The organism is Streptomyces sp. NPDC101118, assembly GCF_044759445.1.
Classification (GTDB): domain Bacteria; phylum Actinomycetota; class Actinomycetes; order Streptomycetales; family Streptomycetaceae; genus Streptomyces.
This window is the reverse complement of record NZ_JBIVZG010000018.1, coordinates 162,222-179,890: the sequence shown is the minus strand read 5'-3', so window position 1 is coordinate 179,890 and position 17,669 is coordinate 162,222. Positions and strand designations below refer to the sequence as shown.

Below are 17,669 nucleotides of genomic sequence, written 5' to 3'. Positions count from 1 at the left end.
AGCAGCCATCTGGCACAACCGAGCCAACGGAACACCACTGACCAGGTCACTCATCGCCTACGACCACTGAGCAGGCTTCGGACTTACTCGTCTAGAGCGGCCCGCAGCCAACCCCCTGAGCGGCGCCCTCCCTTCCGGGAGGCGCCGCTCAGGCGTTCCCGGGAACTCCGCCCCACCTCTCCGCCCCACCGCCTCTCCGTGCCACAGCCCCGCCGCCCCGCGGCTCTCCGCCCCACGGCTCTCCGCCCTCCGCCACGCGCTTCCACCCCTCCGCCACGCGGCTTCTCCGCCGCTTCTCTCCGCTCCTCCAGCGCCGCCGGCGTTTGAGGCGCGGGGGTCTGGGGGCGGAGCCCCCGGGTGGGCCGCCGGAGCCCGCTTCTGCGTTCGGGGCGCCGCCCAAAACGGGAATCCCCCTCCCGCCGAGCGCAGCGGTACGGCAGGATCACCAAATGGAGCACGCACGCGATCTCACGCTTCTGCCGAAGGCCCACCTGCACCTGCACTTCACGGGGTCCATGCGGCCCTCGACCCTGCTCGACCTCGCCGACAAGTACGGCGTCCGGCTGCCCGACGCCCTGACCGCCGGCGAGCCGCCCCGGCTCCGCGCCACCGACGAGCGCGGCTGGTTCCGCTTCCAGCGGCTGTACGACGCGGCGCGCTCCTGTCTGCGGGAGCCCGAGGACATCCAGCGGCTGGTCCGCGAGGCCGCCGAGGAGGACGTACGCGATGGCGGCGGCTGGCTGGAGATCCAGGTCGACCCGACGTCGTACGCCCCGCACCTCGGCGGACTGATCCCGGCCGTGGAGGTCATCCTCGACGCGGTGGATTCCGCTTCCCGCGAGACCGGCCTCGGCATGCGGGTGCTGATCGCGGCGAACCGGATGAAGCACCCGTTGGACGCCCGGACCCTGGCCCGGCTCGCCGTGCGCTACGCGGACCGCGGCGTGGTGGGCTTCGGCCTCTCCAACGACGAGCGGCGCGGCATGGCCCGCGACTTCGACCGGGCCTTCGCCATCGCCCGGGAGGGCGGCCTGCTGGCGGCCCCGCACGGCGGCGAGCTGACCGGCCCGGCGTCCGTCCGGGACTGCCTGGACGACCTGCACGCGGCCCGGATCGGGCACGGCGTGCGCGCGGCGGAGGACCCGCGGCTGCTCCAGCGCCTGGCGGACCGGCAGGTGACCTGCGAGGTCTGTCCGGCCTCGAACGTGGCGCTGGGCGTGTACGAGAAGCCCGAGGACGTCCCGCTGCGCACGCTCTTCGAGGCGGGCGTGCCGCTGGCGCTGGGCGCGGACGACCCGTTGCTGTTCGGCTCCCGGCTGGCCGCGCAGTACGAGATCGCGCGCCGGTACCACGGCTTCACGGACGCGGAGCTGGCCGAGCTGGCGCGTCAGTCGGTGCGCGGTTCCGCGGCGCCCGAGGACGTGCGTACGAAGCTGCTCGCCGGGATCGACGACTGGCTGACCGCGGGCTGAGCGGGGCCGTGGGCGACGCCCTGGGCGGGCACCCCCTGCGCGGGGGCGCGGGTGAGCCGCAGGTCGCCCTCGTGGCAGTCGCAGACCACCCGGCCGGTCGGGAAGACGATCTCCAGGCGGCTGCGGCCGTGGTCGGGCAGGGCGAACTCGGCCACCGAGGTGACGGGCTCGCCGAGGTGGCGCAGGAACGGGTGGTCGCCGAGGTCCTCGCCGACCTCGACGCGGCCCCACTCCCCCAGGTCGTAGGGCTCGTGGGGCGGGGAGCACTCGACGATGAGGCAGTGGTCGGATCCGGTGGTGATCCGGGTGGTGTCGCCCTCGCTGTCGGTCAGCCAGACGTCGAGGGGCAGCTCGGAGCGCTCGCCGTCGCTGACGTGCCAGGAGGCGACGACCTTTTCGACGGCACGCCCGACCAGGCGCGTGGGGTCCGCGCCGGACCCGTGCAGAGGACAGCGCATCGGTGGCGAGGACCTGTCAGATGCGGACGCCGACCGTGACCGGCTCGTTGACGAGGGTCACGCCGAAGGCCTCGTGGACGCCGGCGACGACCTCGCGGGCGAGCGTGAGGAGGTCCTCGGTGGTGGCCTGGCCCCGGTTGGTCAGGGCGAGGGTGTGCTTGGTGGAGATGCGGGCCGGGCCGGAGCCGTAGCCCTTCGTGAAGCCGGCCTTGTCGATCAGCCAGGCCGCGGAGGTCTTGGTGCGGCCCTCCCCCGCGGGGTAGGCGGGCGGCACGGTGTCGGGGCCGAGGCGGTCCTGCACGCGGGCGAGGAAGTCGGCGTACGCCTGGTCCGTGAGGATCGGGTTGGTGAAGAAGGAGCCGGCGGACCAGGTGTCGTGGTCGGCGGGGTCGAGGACCATGCCCTTGCCGGCGCGCAGGCGGAGGACGGTCTCGCGGGCCTGGGCGGCCGGGACGCGGTCGCCGGCCTCGACGCCGAGGGCGCGCGCGGTCTCGGGGTACTTGATGGGCGCGGACAGCCCGTCGGCGTCCTCCAGGAGGAACCGGACGCGGAGCACGACGTACCGGTCGGGGTGGTCCTTGAAGAGGCTGTGGCGGTACGAGAAGGCGCATTCGGCGTTGGTCAGGGTGACCGTTTCGCCGAGGACCCGGTCGTAGGCGACGACCCCGGTGATGGTGCTGGAGACTTCCTGGCCGTAGGCGCCGACGTTCTGGATCGGGGTGGCGCCGGCGGAGCCGGGGATGCCGGCGAGGCACTCGATGCCGGCCAGGCCGGCCTCCACGGTGCGGGCGACGGCGTCGCTCCAGTTCTCGCCGGCGGCGAGTTCGAGGGCGGCGCCGTCGAGCGTGAAGCCGGTGGTGGCGATGCGCAGCGCGGTTCCGGCGAAGCCCCCGTCTCCGATGACCAGGTTGCTGCCCCCGCCGATGACCAGCAGCGGAGTGCCGCTCTCGTCGGCGGCGCGGACGGCTGAGACCACCTCGGCGTCGGTGGTCGCGGTGACCAGCCGGGTGGCCGGACCGCCGAGGCGGAAGGTGGTCAGCGGGGCGAGCGGGGCGTCGTGGAGTTCCTGCACGTGGACAAGAGTACGGTCCGTGGCCCGCCTGACCGGCGTGGCCACGGACCGCATCGCGGCACGTGGTGTCGTACGCGTCACACCCGGGCGGGGACGGCCTGCTCGGCCGGGGCCTCCGCGGGGGCCGGGGCGGGGGTGCGCCGGCGGCCGGGGATGAGCAGGGCGAAGGCGGCGGCGACGGCGACGGCCGCGGCGCCTATCCACAGGGCGGGGACGGTGCCGTCGACGAAGGCGGTGGGGCTCTCGTACCCGCCCTGGGCGGAGAACACCGAGGCCAGGACCGCGACGCCGAGGGCTCCGCCGACCTCGCGGAGGGCGTTGTTGGCGCCGGAGGCCTTGCCCTGGTCCGCGTGGGACACGGTGGACATCAGGACGTTCGCGGCGGGGGCGAAGTACATGGCCATGCCGATGCCGCTGATGATCAGTGCCGGGAGCTGGGCGGCGTACGGCACGTCGGGTTCGAGGATCAGGGCGAACCAGGCGAGGCCGGCGGCCTGGAGCGCGAGGCCCGTGGCGACGACGGGGCGGCCGCCGATGCGGTCGGAGAGGGCTCCGGCGAACGGGGCGACCAGCATGGGCATGCCGGTCCAGGGGAGCATCCGCAGGCCGGCCTCGGTGGGCGAGTAGCCGGCCACGCCCTGGAGGAACTGGCTCAGCAGGAAGATCGAGCCGAACATCCCGAGGAACATCAGGAGGCTGGCGATGTTGATGCCGAGGAAGCCGCGGTCGCGGAAGAGCCGCATGGGGAGCATGGGGTTCTTGGCGCGCATGCCGTGGACGACGAAGGCGAGGGTGAGCGCGCTGCCGGCGATCAGGCCGGTGAGGACGGGGACGCTGGTCCAGCCCTCGGCGTTGGCGTTGACCAGGGCGTAGACGATGCCGAAGAGGCCGGCGCTGATCAGCAGGGTGCCGGGGACGTCGAGGCGTGCGGTGGGCGCGTGGGACTCGGCGAGGCGGAGCCGGGCGAGGACCAGCAGGGCGAGGCCGACGGGCACGTTGAGCCAGAAGATCCACTGCCAGGAGAAGTGCTCGGTGAGGCTGCCGCCGATGAGCGGGCCGCTGGCGACAGCGAGGCCGGTGACGGCGCCGAAGATGCCGAGGGCCATGCCGCGGCGGGCTGCGGGGACGGCGGTGGTGAGCAGGGTGAGCGTGATCGGCATCATCACGGCGGCGCCGACGCCCTGGACGGCGCGGGCGGCGATCAGGGCGTCGATGCCGGGTGAGAGGGCGGCCGCGGCGGAGGCGCCGGTGAAGACGGCGAGGCCGGCGATGAAGAGCCGGCGGCGGCCGAAGCGGTCGCCGAGCGCGGCGCCGAGCATGAGGAGGACGGCGAAGGTGAGCGTGTAGGCGTTCACCGTCCACTCCAGGTCCTCCAGCTTTCCGCCGAGGTCGGTGCGGATGGCGGGGAGCGCGGTGGTGACGACCAGGTTGTCCAGGGCCGCCATGAACCCGGCGACGCTGGTGATGACGAGGGCCCAGACGGCGGGGCCGCGGAGGGCGGCACCGCCCTCGGTGCCCTTGGTGCCTTTCGTGCTCTCGGTGCTGCGGGTGCTCTCGCTCATGGCTTCCCCAGAGAGTGAGTTAGTTATTGATGACTAACTTTCATGGACAGAGGTGGGCCCGGGACCGTGGGGCGCCCGGACCGGCTCCGGAGCGCCGGCGGCGCGGGGGGTTACTTCTCCAGCCGCCCCTTGGCGCGGGCGGAGGGGTAGAGGGCTTCCCATACGCGGTGCTCGGGCGGGAAGCCCATGGCGGCGAGGGTGTTGATGAGCATTCCGTGCGCCATGAAGCTGGTGGTCTCGCCGACGTCGCCGCCGAGCGGCACGCCGACCGTGTCCCAGAGCTCCATCCAGCCGGTGCGGACCATCTCGCCGAACTCGTGCTCCCCCGCGGCCTCGGCGGCCGCGACGGTGACGTAGACCTGGAGCTGGAGCTGGAGCTTCTCGGGGTCCTCGGTGATCAGCCGCGTGTAGGCGTTGGCCATGGCGGCCAGGGCCTCGTGGCCCTCCAGCCCCTCGGCGGCCTCGGTGAACAGCTGCTGCATCCCCTCCAGGCAGCGGGCGGCCGCCGCCAGGAAGATGGCCTGCTTGTTGGGGAAGAGCCGGAAGAGGTAGGGCTGCGAGACGCCCACGCGCTTGGCGATGGCCTCCGTGGACGTGCCGTAGTACCCGCCGCGGGCGAACTCTCCCATGGCGGCCCTGATCACGCTCTCGCGCCGCTCCTCCGCACTCATCCTGACCATGAGCCCAAGTTAGTGGTCAATAACTAACTAAGTCAAGGGGTGCGCGGGGTACGACGAAGGGGCCGGGGAAACCCCGGCCCCTTCGGACGTGGTCACCCGCCCCCGCGCTCAGGCGAGGCGGACCACCGCGCGGGACATGCCCAGCACCTTCTGGCCGGCACTGGTGGCGGTGAGGTCGACGCGGACCTGGTTGTCGTCGAGCAGCGCCGCGACCTTGGCGCCGACCTCGATCAGCGCGCCCTGGTCGTCGTTGGGGACGACCACCGGCTTGGTGAAGCGGACGCCGTACTCCACGACCGCGGCCGGGTCGCCGGCCCAGTCGGTGACGACGCGGATCGCCTCGGCCATGGTGAACATGCCGTGCGCGATCACGTCCGGCAGCCCGACCTCCTTGGCGAACTTCTCGTTCCAGTGGATCGGGTTGAAGTCGCCCGATGCGCCGGCGTACTGGACGAGCGTGGCGCGCGTCACGGGGAAGCTCTGGGCCGGCAGCTCGGTGCCGACCTCGACGTCGGCGTACGCGATCTTCGCAGTCATCTCAGGCCTCCTCGGCCGCACGCGCGACCAGCTTCGTCCACGCCGTCACGACGTGCTCACCGGTCTCGTCGTGGACCTCGCCGCGGATGTCCAGGATGTCGTTCCCCGCCAGCGACTTGATCGCCTCGATGGTGGAGGTGACCGAGAGCCGGTCGCCGGCGCGCACCGGGCGGGTGTACGAGAACTTCTGGTCGCCGTGGACGACGCGGCTGTAGTCCAGGCCCAGCTGCGGGTCCTCGATGACGAGCCCGGCCGCCTTGAAGGTGATGGCGAACACGAAGGTCGGCGGCGCGATCACGTCCTGGTGCCCGAGCGCCTTGGCGGCCTCCGGGTCGCTGTACGCGGGATTGGCGTCACCCACCGCGACCGCGAATTCCCGGATCTTCTCCCGGCCGACCTCGTAGGGCTCGGTGGGCGGATAGGTGCGCCCCACGAAGGACTGGTCGAGCGCCATGGCTCACTACCTCCTGGTAGATACAGCGGAAACGACATGAGGCCGTCCCCCGGAAGGGGACGACCTCATGACTGTGCCTGTGGTCCGAAGACTCGCTGGTTAGCGGGTCTCGCGGTGCGCGGTGTGCGAGTTGCAGCGCGGGCAGTGCTTCTTCATCTCAAGACGGTCCGGGTTGTTGCGCCGGTTCTTCTTGGTGATGTAGTTCCGCTCCTTGCACTCCACGCAGGCCAGCGTGATCTTCGGGCGGACGTCGGTGGCAGCCACGTGAGTGCTCCTTGACGGACGGATGGACGGATGAACGCATAAAAGAGTAGCCGATCGGGAGACCGACCCCACAATCGGCTACTGTGTGTAGCGGTGACCGGACTTGAACCGGTGACACAGCGATTATGAGCCGCTTGCTCTACCGACTGAGCTACACCGCTTTGATGCGAGCAGATCCCCCGCCCGGAAGCGGGGGAACCTTTCACACCAGAGCCCCAATGCGGAATCGAACCGCAGACCTTCTCCTTACCATGGAGACGCTCTACCGACTGAGCTATTGGGGCGAGCAGGGAAGACATTACACGGCCTTCCGCCGATCGCCCAAATCCGTTGTCCGGGGGCCGCCGCCGGGGCGTTCCCGGCCCGAATCCCAGCCGTCTCCGGCGGCTCCCCGGCCCCGTACGGACCGCCTGCCGGACTCCCGCAAGCGCCGCCGGAGCGGCTCCCGCGCACCACCCGTCCCGCGGATACCGGGGCACCACACCGGTATGACTATTCGGCTCCTCCGTGAAGCTCCCCCCATGGGCCCCTAGGCTCGGACCACGCTGCGTGATCTTGGGCCGTCGCCCCCGGGGCACCGCCGGTCCAGGAACCGCCCGAGCCCCCCGCAGGAGCGCGATGCCCGACAGCCAGCCGCAGCAGCCACCCCACTCCCCCCGAAGCGGCGGCGCGGGCGGTGGCTCCGGCGCCCCCGCCGACATCAATTCCCTGCTCCTGTCCGGGGCCCGCCTCACCGACGGCCGGACCGTGGACGTCCGGCTCGGCAGTGGCCGCATCGAGGCCGTGGGCACCGCGGGCAGCCTCCCGTCCCACGCCTCCTCCCGCGTCGACCTCAGCGGGTACCTCCTGCTGCCCGCCCCGGCCGAACCGCACGCACACGGCGACACCGCGCTCACCGCCGACGGCGAGGGCCCCGTCTCCTACACCGTCGACGAGGTGCAGCGGCGCGCCACCGAGGCCGCCCTGCTCCAGCTGGGCCACGGCGCGACCGCCGTCCGCTCGCACGTGCGGATCGGCGACGTGCACGGGCTGGGCCCCATCGAGGCGGTGCTCCAGGCCAGACGCTCCCTGCGCGGCCTCGCCGACCTGACCGCCGTGGCGGTCCCGCGGCTGCTCACGGGGGTGGCGGGCGCGGACGGGCTGTCCATGCTGCGGGACGCGGTCAAGATGGGCGCCTCCGTGATCGGGGGCTGTCCCGACCTCGACCCCGACCCCACCGGCTACACCGAGGCCGTCCTGGAGCTGGCCGCCGAGCACGGCTGCCCGGTCGACCTGCACACCGACGCCGACGACCCGGCCCGGCTGGCCCGGCTGACGGCCATGATCGGCGGCCTGCGTCCCGGCGTGACCATCGGCCCGTGCGGCGGGCTGTCCCGGCTGCCGCTCGACGTGGCGACCCGCGCCGCCGACCAGCTGGCCGCCGCCGGGGTGACGGTGGTGTGCCTGCCGCAGGGCGACTGCGCGGCGCTGGAGCGGCGGGGGCTGCGGACGGCGCCGGTACGGCTGCTGCGGGCCGCGGGGGTACGGGTGGCGGCCGGCAGCGGGGCGCTGCGCGACGCCGGCAACCCGGTGGGCCGGGGCGACCCGCTGGAGGCCGCCTACCTGCTGGCCTCGCAGGCGGGGCTGCGGGCCCCCGAGGCGTACGACGCGGTCAGCGGCGCGGCACGGGCGGCGATGGGGCTGCCGGAGGTGCGGGTGGAGGCGGGCTTCCCGGCCGAGCTGCTCGCCGTACGCGGGGACCGGATCGCCGGGGTGCTCTCGCTGGCCTACAGCCGGATCGTCGTCCACCGGGGCCGGGTGGTGGCGCGGACCAGCGCGGTACGCGAGTACTGCGACTCGGCGGTGGCGGTGGCACTGGACCTGCCCCGGCAGGGCCGGATGGAGCCCGGTCCCTGAGCGGAGGCGCGCCCGCCGTCGTACGGTCGGGGCATGCGCATCGTCATCGCTGGTGGACACGGTCGGATCGCGCTGCGGCTGGAGCGGCTGCTCGCCCTGCGCGGCTACGAGGTGGCGGGCATCATCCGCAACCCGGCGCAGGGGGACGACCTGCGCGCCGCCGGGGCCGAACCGGTCCTGTGCGACCTGGAGTCGGCCTCCCTGGAGCAGGTCGCCGCGGTGCTCCAGGGCGCCGGTGCGGCGGTCTTCGCGGCCGGTGCGGGCCCGGGCAGCGGCATCGCGCGCAAGGAGACGGTGGACCGGGGCGCGGCGGTGCTCTTCGCCGACGCGGCCGAACGCGCCCGTGTGCGGCGGCTCGTGGTGGTCTCCTCGATGGGCGCGGACCCGCACCACGAGGGGGATTCGGTCTTCGACGCGTACCTGCGGGCCAAGGGCGAGGCCGACACCTACGTCCAGACCCGGCTGGGCCTGGAGTGGACGATCCTGCGGCCGGGGCAGCTCACCGACGAGCCGGGTACGGGCCTGGTCCGCCTGGAGGCCTCGACGGGCCGCGGACCGGTGCCGCGCGACGACGTGGCGGCCGTGCTCGCGGAGCTCGTCGAGACGCCGGCCACCGCCGGGCTGACGCTGGAGCTGGTCTCCGGCTCGACCCCGGCGGAGGTGGCGGTGAAGGCGGTCGCGGGCAACTGACGGCCCGCTGACCCTCCCTCAGAAGTCCACGCGGGCCGTGTCGTCGGCGCGGCCGACCGAGTCCTGGGCGAACTCCTTCTCGTAGGCGTCCCTGATCGCCTCGATCCGCGCGTCGCGGTCGTCGGCCTGGCCGGCCGGGTAGAGCAGCGTCAGTTCGTACGAGCGCTCGCGCTCGATGGTGCCGGTGCTGTCGCGCCACTGGCCGACGCCCTGGTGGAGGGTGAGCCCCTCGGGGAAGGCGGGCGTGACCTTCCGGTCGATGAAGTCCATGAACTGCTCGTCCGTCACGGCCGGGCCGCCGTCCGGCCGCTCCGTGCCGAAGTACAGCCGGGTCTCTGCGTACGGGGTGCCGCGGCCGCCCTCCGCGCCCTGCAGCGTCGCGTACGCGGCGGGTCCGCCCGCCAGCATCCCGGCCAGCGCCCCGCCCACGGCGAGCGCCCGGCCCTTCGTCAATCGCATCATGCGAGCTCAACGACGGCACCGCCCGGCGGGATGCGGACCCGCACCGCTCCGTACGAGAAGACCCTGCGCATACGAGAAGACCCCCGCCCCCTGCGCTTCCGCAGGTGGACGGGGGTCTTACTTCGCGTGGCGGCGCCAGGATTCGAACCTGGGTAGGCTAAGCCGACGGATTTACAGACTCCTGGCATACGATCTCCCTCACAGCGCCTGACCTGCTGCGAAGCCCGGCAGGGGCGCGGCTTTCCGTTCCGCCGTCCACGCACCGTCCATGACTGTCCCCGCCACGCCCAAGAGATCGGGCGACCGTGGACCGCTACGACGTCGATGCCAGCCGGAAACCAATCGCCCCCGGTAGTCTCGCGCCAGACAACGCCCCTTCATCCGGGGAGCCCTGGCATGCACCTGTTCAGTCGCGTCGATCTTTCGATCCCTCCGTCTCGCCGATTTGGTGTTTCACTCGGCAGAGAAATCGAAGCAGCCCTACAGGGGAAAATTGCGCCCCTTAACGAGCCGCTAGACCGGGTCCAACTCGAAGTCCACCTGTTCTCACGCATCTTCTGGAATCAGGTCAAGACAGAGGCGTGCTCTTCTATCTTCAATCACGCTCTGAACGATTTTTCAATTCTGCTCAAATCTCTATGGGATGGAGACGGAAGAACAGCAGCCCGAACTTCCAGATCACTTTTCGAGCATCTCGTAAATTACTGCTACGTCTGCGACGAAACGGAAGCCGCAGATCGCTATACGGCGCATCGGGCAGTAACAAGTCAGGTGCTATCACGCACGACCAAACGACTCCCACTCTTGCGGAAATCGCAGCAGAAGCGTGAAATCCATAGGCGAATGAAGCGCGGCCGTGACAGCCTTGCGGAGTACGAATCGGCTCGAACCGCATACGGGACCACATTCGACAAAGATTGGGCAAAGCACAATCTACGCGAGCGCGCAAAACGAGCGGGCTTCGAGAGCGACTATGACACCTACCGCCTCCTCTCGCAGGTCACCCACGGCAGCACAGGTGGGACGCTTGGAACACTTCGCGACGATTCAGGTCCGACTATCCACAGAATGGGCCCATCTTTCGAACTCGCAGCGCTGGCCTACCCAGAGGGCATCTCCTACTTTCGCGACCTATGCCAACAGGTGCAGTCCCGCAACTCTATCGACTCACGCAGGCTCGTAGCAGAACTAAACGCCCTCATTGCCGGCTGGAGTATCTACAAGCAGGCCTGCGAGTGGACGGATCGACATCTCTGGCCTGAAAAGATCCCGCTACCCGCAACAACCATCCTCGCCATCTACCCAAACGGCGGAACCCGGTGGTTCCTATGGGAACCCGGCCTCGGGGTGATAACTGGAGGCACTCCGCCGGACAATGCCAGTTATTTCGAAGGGAAAGCAAAAGAATATCTCAGCTTCGTGCCGGATGGAACACACCTTGGCGATCCCGAAGGTCGCCCTTTGACAGTAAGCGTCATGGGCATCAGCATCACTGCAATCGACGGCTCAAATTGGGTACCCGCCGAAGCGATACTCCAGCCAGGGAGAGGGAATGACTTCGCCCGCGCCTTCTTCAGTTCACGTAAGCTTTTGAGCGAAGTGAAGCGATCTCACGACTAACGGCTTCAAAGTCCTGCGACCGGACAGCCCGGACAGCTCTTCGTGGAGCTGTCCGGGCTGTTTGTGATGGTCGAGGCTCTAACCGGACAGTCGGACAGGTGGGACGCCCCACCTCCGCTACTTCAGCAGGTGGGCGTTGACCGCGCGGGCCGCGTCCGCGAGGTCCGGGAGCTCCAGGACCTCGACGCCGGCCCCGCGAAGGGTCTCGACGCCCACACAGTCCGCCACTAGGAGGCTCGGCTCGCGCCAGGCGATGGCCACACGGCGGATCGGGGAGCGGAGGATCAGTTGGGTGCAGGTGACGGGGCGAGAGCGGCGCTCTGAGCAGGGCTCCAGGGTGCTATAGATGGTGGCCCCAGTGAGGCGAGGGTCGTCCACGGGGAGCTTGGCCAGGGCGGATTCCTCGGCGTGGACGTGGGCGTCGGTCTCGCGGGAGTAGCCGTGCGCCAGCTCCTCGCCGTCGGCGCTCACGATGATGGCGCCGACCGAGAACGCACCTTCCGCCGGCGGGCACTTCCGTGACAGGTCGATGGCCCGTTCCATCCAGGCCCGGTCTTCGGCGAGGGTCACGCGGCGCTCCCCTGCTTGGGGAGGTAGCGGAGGAGCACTACGTCGCCAATCGTGCGCGTCTCCGCGAGGTGCATGCGGCGGGTGGAGCCGCCCGGGTACGCGGCCGGGTTCAGGAAGCGCGGGGCGTCCGCGTCGCCCACGAGGAGCGGCGCGATCGCGAGGTGGATCTCGTCGGCGAGGCCCTGGGAGAGGAAGGCCGTGTGGATCTGGCCGCCGCCCTCGACCATCAGACGCTCGATGCCGCGGGCGCCGAGGTCGTCCAGCAGGGCGCCGAAGTCCATGTCCGGCCCGGTCGAGACAACGTCCGCCAGGCCCGCGAGGCGGTCGCGGAGTTTCTCCTCGCCCGCGTCGGTCGTGTACGCGACCTTGTCTCCGCCGTGGTGCCAGAACTTCAGGCCTGGGTCCAGGTCACCGCTTGCCGAGATCGTCACCTTCAGCGGGTACGCGGGCTTTCCCGCAGCGACGCGGGCCGCGCGGCGCTCCTCGCTGTTGACCAGGAGCCGGGGGTTGTCTGCCCGCATCGTGCCGGCCCCGATCAGGATCGCGTCCGACTCCGCCCGAACCTGGTCCACGCGGTCGAAGTCCTCACTGTTGCTGAGCAGAAGGCGGGTGGTGCTGGTGTCGTCGATGTAGCCGTCCACGGACGTGGCCACGCTCAGCAGAACGTACGGGCGGGGCATCAGGAGTCTCTCCTTCGGTTGCTGGTCAGTGCGGAGGGAGCGAGCGGGTCGGCTCACGCCTGGCGAAGCACGGCTTCGGTCAGCGCTTCCTTGAAGTCGGCCACGCCAGGGACCGTACGCCATTGATCAAGAGTCCCGTCGAGCTGCGCCAGCTCCCGAGCGATGCGGTCCGAGCCGGTGTCCCTGGCGATGCTCAGCGCCTGGAGCCCCACCGCGGCCGCCTGCTCCGCCTCGCCGGCCCGCGCGAGGGAAACCGCTTCCCTGCCGAGGTACACGCCGCGGTCGCGGTGGTAGCCCGCCGGGAGTCGGCTGATGGCGTTCCGGAAGCCCTCGGCTGCCCCTCGGTGGTCGCCGAGTACGGCGAGGCTGTGCGCCCGCTGGACATCGATGTACGCGGAGTCCAGCCACACGCCCCAAGGAGAGCTTGGGTCCGGATCCATCGTCGCGTGCAGCTCCCGTGCGTGCTCGTACGCACGCTGGGCCATCTCTTGATCCTTACGTAGCGCGTGACCGTGGGCCCCATACGTCGCAGCCACGGCGGCGAGGCGACTCCGCGGCGCCGAGCGGTCCTCCGCGGCCTCGGCCACGTCGACCGCCTCGATGGGGTCGTTCATGTCGCCGGCGAGCTGGCTCCGGCGGGCGAGGATGTACGTGGTGAGCTCGTCGTCCCCCGCCATGTGAGAGGCCTCCAGGGCCTCGCGCATCCAGTGCTGTGCGGCCCGGAAGTCGCCGAGGTCCTGGTAGAGCCAGCCACAGAGTTCGGAGTATTGGGTCTGGAGCTGGAGGAGCTGGCGACGGTCGGTGCCCTGCCTGTCCGCCCGGAGCTCCTTGATGGCGGCGATCTGCTGCTTCACGGCGGGGATCACGCGGTGTGGGCCGAAGAGGTTGTCGTTGTCGATCAGCACCCTTCGGGTGGCCTGGAGCAGCTCGATGGGGTTGGCTCCGGACTTCACCAGGTCGGAGCGGCGGGCGGGGCTTGCAGCCGCAGGGACGTCGGCCACCGCCGCTATCGCCGCACCGGCGCCGAGAGCGCCGATCAGGGCCCTTCGGGAGAGGGACACGAAGATGATCCTTCCGTCGTCAGCACGTACGGGGACCGAGAGCCCCTCTTCCGACGGTGCCTGAATGTCCGTTTCTCCGGCCAGGGCCACAGAGCTGTTGGCCACATGAGGCCCCGGATTAGCCACATCCGCTCGGGGGAGGGCCTCAAGGCTGACTCCCTGGAGTATCGAGTTATGGAGCCGGACCAGGGATCCGCCCGCGCCGAGGGTGTCGTCATACGCGCGGACGAGGTCAGCAGAAGCGGCTTGTCCGCCCCGCTCCACGCGGGCCATGTAGCTGGTGTTGAACAGGATGGACTTGCTGAGCTTGCCCAGCGATAAGCCCCTGTTCGTGCGCCATGCACGCATCTCAGCACCGAGATAGTGCTGAGGGCTTGCGTGCGGCGTGAGTTCGTTCGGACGCTGCCCCACTCCGTCCCCCTCGATGCGGCTTATGTGGCCGTCTCCCGGCGGCCACATGGCAGACCTGTCGGACAGTCAACAGCCCCGGCTACAAAGGATGCAGAGGGCGGGCAACAGCCTAGCGACGCAGGTCGGAGCCCTCTATCCGATGCGAGAGAAGGGACAGGACTGTGACCACGACCGCGATGACGAAAGCCGCGAAAGAGGAATCGGCCGGCGCGACGTAGCAAGCGACTCCGGGCCCGTACCGTCACGCGGAGCACCCCTCGGGACGGTACGGGCGAGGGTCATCCTCGCTCCAGCCCCGCCACCCGCTCCCGCAGTTCGGTGACCTCGCCCCGGAGTTTCGCCACCTGATTGCGGAGCTCCGCGATCGCCGCCTCAGGCCCCGCCTCCCGGGCGAGGTCCGGAGACTTGGCCGTCAGGAAGGCGCCCTTGCCCTGGTGGCTCACCGCGAGTCCGTCAGTCTTCAGCTGGCGGATGGCATCCCGGGCAACCGTGACGGTGACGTCGTACTCAGCGCGGATCTCCGCGAGGGACGGGAGCTTCCCGTCCTGCGTGAACTCATCGGCGGCGATCCTCCGACGGAGGTCGTCCGCCACCTGCTGGTACGCCGGCTTCCCTGTCCACTCGACCATCTGCACCCCATGTCTCTGACTTGGCCTCTGCCTCATAGTGCCCAAGCGGCATAGCCAGGGGCCACCCTTCGGGCGCCGCATTTGCGGCGGGAGGGTTGACTGACTCTGCCTCACAGTGCACTCTGAGGCAGAGTTGAGCGGTCGCCAACACGGCCGCACGACAAGGCCTCTCGCTGTCCGGCGAGGCCTGAAGACCTGCACTGCCTGTGTCGCCCGGAGGGCTTGCGAGGGCTCGAAGGAAGCGCCGGTTCTTTGACAACTGAATGGGGATCATGCCGCCTCTCCTCGGCCAAGTAGGCGGCCACGCGGATTCCGCGTGAGGTACAGCGCCACCCCAACCCTTCCGCGGCCTCGCCGGCCGCGGCCGGTTGCCTCCCTCGCCCGTCTCGTACGGGCGGGGTGTGGGGAGCTGGAGCTCCATCGGCACGTCCCTTTGCCCGGCGGCGGGACTCCCCACCAAGGTCGCCCGTCGCCGCGGCCCTCCCTGACCCCTCCGATCCAGGAGTGCACCCATGCGTACGTACATCGGCGGCCAGGAGGCCGTCAGCGCGACCGATTTCGTGGAACTGGCCCTTGGGACCCCGGTTGAGCTGTGGCTCGGGGTGGAGGGCGAGAGCGAGGAGGAGCGCGCGGCCCGCCTGGACGCGGCCCGCGACATCCTCGCCGAGAACCCGAACCTGCCGGACGCTGTGAGCCGGGTCGCCGCTGAGGTGATCGAGGCCTACGCGCCGGAGCTGTTCAACGTCATCCCGATCGGCCGGCACGCGGCTACCCGCCGCCGGTCCGGCACGTTCAAGGGGGCGGCATGACCACCGAGCCGTACGGGGCGGTTGCCCTCAGGCGGCCGTCGGTGCCGCCGCTGACCCGCCCGGAGATGGGCCTCGCCGGTACCGGCGCCCTGGCCGCCGCCGGCGTCGGGGCCCTGGGGCTGATCTCGTCGTTCGACGCGGTCTCGGCAGCGGCCGGCCGCTGGGGCTTCGGTGAGCCGTGGATGCTGCCGGTCGGCATCGACACTGCGATTCCGGTGTTCACCGTGGCCAACCTGCTGTTGATTCGGATGGACATGGCGTTGGTGTGGGTCCGCTTCGTGCCCTGGGTGCTCACCCTGATCACGTGTGGGCTGAACATCGCCGCCGGGCACGGGCTGTGGGCGAAGGTCGCGCACGGCACCATGCCCCTGCTGTGGGTCGTGTTCTCCGAGATCGGGGCCCACATCTACGCCGTCCGCATCGGCGCCGTGACCGGACGCCGGATGGACAAGATCCGCGCCTCCCGCTGGCTGCTCGCCTTCCCCTCCACCTTCTCCCTGTGGCGCCGCATGACTCTGTGGGAGATCACCTCTTACGCCGATGCCCTGGCACGCGAGAAGGAGCGCCAGCTCGCCCGCGCAGAGCTGCGCGAGGCGTATGGGTGGCGGTGGCGGTCGAAGACCCCGCGCCGCGAGCGTGTTCTTCTTCGGCTCGGCGAACTGGCCCCCGAGGAGGCCCCCGACCCCACACCCGAGTCGGCGGAGGAACCACTCCGGCCGGAGGAGCCGCCGAAGGAACCGAAGGCTCCGCGGAAGCGGCACGTCCGCGCCAAGGCCAAGAAGGCGTCGCGGACTGCTGAGGAGCTGTTGGCCGAGGCCCGGGAGGTCACGGTGGCGTGGCCCGACAGTGCGATCAACGCCGAGGCCATCCGTACGCACCTGCACTGCTCGGCTGCCAGCTCCCGCAGCCTGCGGGATCAGCTCCTCGCCGACCGGGCCGAGGCCCGGGCCGCCCTTCAGCCCGCCGAGACCGCCGCCGAGGCGGCTGAGGAGGTCGCAGCATGAACACCCTGTTCACCACGCTCGGCGTGGCCTTACCTCTCGCGGCTGGCTGGTCCGGCCACGTGCTCTGGCTCCGGCGCCGCCTGCACACCGCCCGCCGCGACCCGCTCACAGGCCTGCGGGCCCGCGACGCATTCACCCACCGTGCCGCTGCCCTGCTGTGCGACGAGCGGGCGGTCGTCCTCCTGGCGGACGTGGACGACTTCAAGCAGATCAACGACCGCCACGGCCACGCCGCTGGCGATGCCCTACTGAAGGCGACCGCGGACCGCCTCGCCCACTACGTCGGCCCCGACGGGGTCGCCGGACGCCTCGGCGGGGATGAGTTCGCCGCCGTCGTCCTCGACCCGCACGGCACCGCCGAGGACCTCCTCGCCGCCCTCCACGCCGTACTCGCCCGCCCCGCCGACCCCGCTCACCCGGCGGTGCGTACGACGGTCTCGCTCGGGTGGGTACGGGCGGCCGATTTCCCGGGCGAGGACCTGTCTCAGCTCCTCGGGCGTGCGGACGAAGCTATGTACGCGGCCAAGCAGGCCCGCGCCGGCATCAAGCGCGCAGGCCTCGGCCGCCTTTTCGCCACGGTGACTGGCCGCCGCGCCGGCCGCCGAGGCGCCCGCACCGACACGAGCGAGGCGGCCGCCTGATGGCCTCCCTTACCTTCGCCAAGTGCTTCGACCCGAACGGGGCGACGTACGGGATGCCGACCTACCCGTGGCGCTACGCCCCCGAGGGCCTGGCGACGCGCCGTCAGCTCCGCGCGCAGGGGTTGCGGCCAGGCGGCCAACCCGTTGCCGCGCAGCTGCTGCGGCCCCGCTTCCGGCGCGAGCCGCTGGTGGCCTACCTCTACCGCATCGACCGGGCCAAGCCCGTCCGCCCGATGACCTCCCGCAAGTGGGGCGCACTCGCCCTGGCGATGCTCGCCCGCCGCACCTGCCCGCAGTGCCGGACCGACGCCGGATACGTCATCCCCGCCTCGCTCGGCATGTGCGTGTCCTGCGCCTACCCCGACGACCAGCACGCCGCCTGAAAGCCCGACTCAAGGAGCCTGAGCATGCGTCCCGTCACCCTCTACAGCCTGATGCACCGGACCGGAGAGACCCGCACCGCCCAGTGGCGGCCGGAGCGTCTATCGACCGACACCGCCCGCTCGTGCATCCGGCGCGGCCGCCGCAACGCCGCGACCGTGAACGTCTACGAGACCACCGACCGCCAGGGCATCGCCCTGCACGTCGCCTACGTCCACCACGGGTCCGACCTCTACGAGGGGGTCGACTTCGTCACTGACATCTACGAGATCCCCACGACGGCCCTCACCGACCTGTAGGGGCCGCTCGGCACATC

General features: G+C 70.9%; 21 protein-coding genes, 2 tRNA genes and 1 pseudogene. 9 read left to right on the top strand and 15 right to left on the bottom strand.

Translation table 11 applies throughout. The features are described from left to right. Positions 1-449 precede the first annotated feature (449 nt). Complete coding sequence (locus ACIQUQ_RS26590; protein ID WP_403980482.1) at positions 450-1,472, top strand: adenosine deaminase; 1,023 nt, start codon at positions 450-452, stop codon at positions 1,470-1,472. On the opposite strand, the gene ACIQUQ_RS26585 is transcribed toward ACIQUQ_RS26590, so the two are convergent. From ACIQUQ_RS26585 to ACIQUQ_RS26545, 9 genes are all read right to left on the bottom strand, one after another. Next, entirely contained in the window at positions 1,388-1,930 is a 543-nt protein-coding gene (locus ACIQUQ_RS26585; RefSeq protein ID WP_403980480.1) for a hypothetical protein, read from the bottom strand. The two genes, ACIQUQ_RS26590 and ACIQUQ_RS26585, sit on opposite strands and share 85 nt — an antisense overlap. 16 nt (positions 1,931-1,946) lie before the next feature. Next, positions 1,947-3,056 carry a UDP-N-acetylmuramate dehydrogenase gene (locus ACIQUQ_RS26580; RefSeq protein ID WP_403980477.1) on the bottom strand — a complete coding sequence of 370 codons (1,110 nt, stop codon included), beginning with the start codon at positions 3,054-3,056 and terminating at the stop codon, positions 1,947-1,949. A gap of 23 nt (positions 3,057-3,079) precedes the next feature. Next, complete coding sequence (locus tag ACIQUQ_RS26575; RefSeq protein WP_403980475.1) at positions 3,080-4,564, bottom strand: DHA2 family efflux MFS transporter permease subunit; 1,485 nt, start codon at positions 4,562-4,564, stop codon at positions 3,080-3,082. Between the two features lie 110 nt (positions 4,565-4,674). Further along, entirely contained in the window at positions 4,675-5,244 is a 570-nt protein-coding gene (locus tag ACIQUQ_RS26570) for a TetR/AcrR family transcriptional regulator (protein ID WP_403980472.1), read from the bottom strand. 108 nt (positions 5,245-5,352) lie between these two features. Next, positions 5,353-5,781, bottom strand: coding sequence for a MaoC family dehydratase (locus tag ACIQUQ_RS26565; RefSeq protein WP_403980469.1), 429 nt, complete (start codon positions 5,779-5,781; stop codon positions 5,353-5,355). Between the two features lies 1 nt (position 5,782). Then, positions 5,783-6,235, bottom strand: a complete 453-nt coding sequence (locus ACIQUQ_RS26560; protein WP_399945963.1) for a MaoC family dehydratase N-terminal domain-containing protein — start codon at positions 6,233-6,235, stop codon at positions 5,783-5,785. Positions 6,236-6,334: 99 nt separating this feature from the next. Beyond that, entirely contained in the window at positions 6,335-6,499 is a 165-nt protein-coding gene (gene rpmG / locus ACIQUQ_RS26555) for a 50S ribosomal protein L33 (RefSeq protein WP_003956487.1), read from the bottom strand. A gap of 88 nt (positions 6,500-6,587) precedes the next feature. Then, positions 6,588-6,660, bottom strand: a tRNA-Met gene (locus tag ACIQUQ_RS26550). A 50-nt stretch (positions 6,661-6,710) separates the two neighbouring features. Further along, positions 6,711-6,783, bottom strand: a tRNA-Thr gene (locus tag ACIQUQ_RS26545). Between the two features lie 334 nt (positions 6,784-7,117). Between ACIQUQ_RS26545 and ACIQUQ_RS26540 the strand changes: the two genes are divergently transcribed. Next, positions 7,118-8,395 carry an amidohydrolase family protein gene (locus ACIQUQ_RS26540; protein WP_403980465.1) on the top strand — a complete coding sequence of 426 codons (1,278 nt, stop codon included), beginning with the start codon at positions 7,118-7,120 and terminating at the stop codon, positions 8,393-8,395. Positions 8,396-8,428: 33 nt separating this feature from the next. Beyond that, on the top strand, positions 8,429-9,085 hold the full coding sequence (locus tag ACIQUQ_RS26535; RefSeq protein WP_403980462.1) for an NAD(P)H-binding protein: 657 nt from the start codon (positions 8,429-8,431) through the stop codon (positions 9,083-9,085). Positions 9,086-9,103: 18 nt separating this feature from the next. On the opposite strand, the gene ACIQUQ_RS26530 is transcribed toward ACIQUQ_RS26535, so the two are convergent. Continuing rightward, complete coding sequence (locus ACIQUQ_RS26530) at positions 9,104-9,544, bottom strand: DUF3574 domain-containing protein (protein WP_403980502.1); 441 nt, start codon at positions 9,542-9,544, stop codon at positions 9,104-9,106. A 399-nt stretch (positions 9,545-9,943) separates the two neighbouring features. On the opposite strand from ACIQUQ_RS26530, the gene ACIQUQ_RS26525 reads away from it, so the two are divergent. After that, positions 9,944-11,167: a DUF5677 domain-containing protein gene (locus tag ACIQUQ_RS26525; protein WP_403980460.1), complete on the top strand. Its 1,224-nt coding sequence runs from the start codon at positions 9,944-9,946 to the stop codon at positions 11,165-11,167. Between the two features lie 117 nt (positions 11,168-11,284). Here ACIQUQ_RS26525 and ACIQUQ_RS26520 read toward each other — a convergent pair whose 3' ends face one another. From ACIQUQ_RS26520 to ACIQUQ_RS26500, 5 genes and pseudogenes are all read right to left on the bottom strand, one after another. Further along, on the bottom strand, positions 11,285-11,737 hold the full coding sequence (locus ACIQUQ_RS26520) for a dCMP deaminase (RefSeq protein WP_403980457.1): 453 nt from the start codon (positions 11,735-11,737) through the stop codon (positions 11,285-11,287). Continuing rightward, a complete protein-coding gene (locus ACIQUQ_RS26515) occupies positions 11,734-12,417 on the bottom strand; it encodes a RibD family protein (RefSeq protein ID WP_403980454.1) in 684 nt (227 codons plus the stop codon). Before ACIQUQ_RS26515 ends, ACIQUQ_RS26520 begins: the two co-directional genes overlap by 4 nt. Before the next feature lie 53 nt (positions 12,418-12,470). Beyond that, on the bottom strand, positions 12,471-13,478 hold the full coding sequence (locus ACIQUQ_RS26510; RefSeq protein WP_403980500.1) for a DNA-binding protein: 1,008 nt from the start codon (positions 13,476-13,478) through the stop codon (positions 12,471-12,473). Between the two features lie 192 nt (positions 13,479-13,670). Continuing rightward, positions 13,671-13,826: pseudogene (locus ACIQUQ_RS26505) on the bottom strand (helix-turn-helix domain-containing protein); the annotation flags it as partial. 341 nt (positions 13,827-14,167) lie between these two features. Further along, positions 14,168-14,518, bottom strand: coding sequence for a winged helix-turn-helix domain-containing protein (locus tag ACIQUQ_RS26500; protein ID WP_403980451.1), 351 nt, complete (start codon positions 14,516-14,518; stop codon positions 14,168-14,170). Between the two features lie 512 nt (positions 14,519-15,030). Here ACIQUQ_RS26500 and ACIQUQ_RS26495 point away from each other — a divergent pair. The 5 genes from ACIQUQ_RS26495 to ACIQUQ_RS26475 are packed head-to-tail and all read left to right on the top strand — an operon-like array spanning position 15,031 to position 17,652. Further along, positions 15,031-15,327 (top strand): hypothetical protein, encoded by a 297-nt coding sequence (locus ACIQUQ_RS26495; protein ID WP_403980449.1) that lies wholly within the window; start codon positions 15,031-15,033, stop codon positions 15,325-15,327. After that, a complete protein-coding gene (locus ACIQUQ_RS26490; RefSeq protein WP_403980446.1) occupies positions 15,324-16,331 on the top strand; it encodes a DUF2637 domain-containing protein in 1,008 nt (335 codons plus the stop codon). Before ACIQUQ_RS26495 ends, ACIQUQ_RS26490 begins: the two co-directional genes overlap by 4 nt. Next, entirely contained in the window at positions 16,328-16,972 is a 645-nt protein-coding gene (locus tag ACIQUQ_RS26485; RefSeq protein WP_403980444.1) for a GGDEF domain-containing protein, read from the top strand. The genes ACIQUQ_RS26490 and ACIQUQ_RS26485 overlap by 4 nt, the downstream gene beginning before the upstream one ends. Continuing rightward, on the top strand, positions 16,972-17,355 hold the full coding sequence (locus ACIQUQ_RS26480) for an RRQRL motif-containing zinc-binding protein (protein ID WP_403980441.1): 384 nt from the start codon (positions 16,972-16,974) through the stop codon (positions 17,353-17,355). Before ACIQUQ_RS26485 ends, ACIQUQ_RS26480 begins: the two co-directional genes overlap by 1 nt. 24 nt (positions 17,356-17,379) lie before the next feature. Continuing rightward, positions 17,380-17,652, top strand: coding sequence for a hypothetical protein (locus tag ACIQUQ_RS26475; RefSeq protein ID WP_403980438.1), 273 nt, complete (start codon positions 17,380-17,382; stop codon positions 17,650-17,652). Positions 17,653-17,669: the final 17 nt, after the last annotated feature.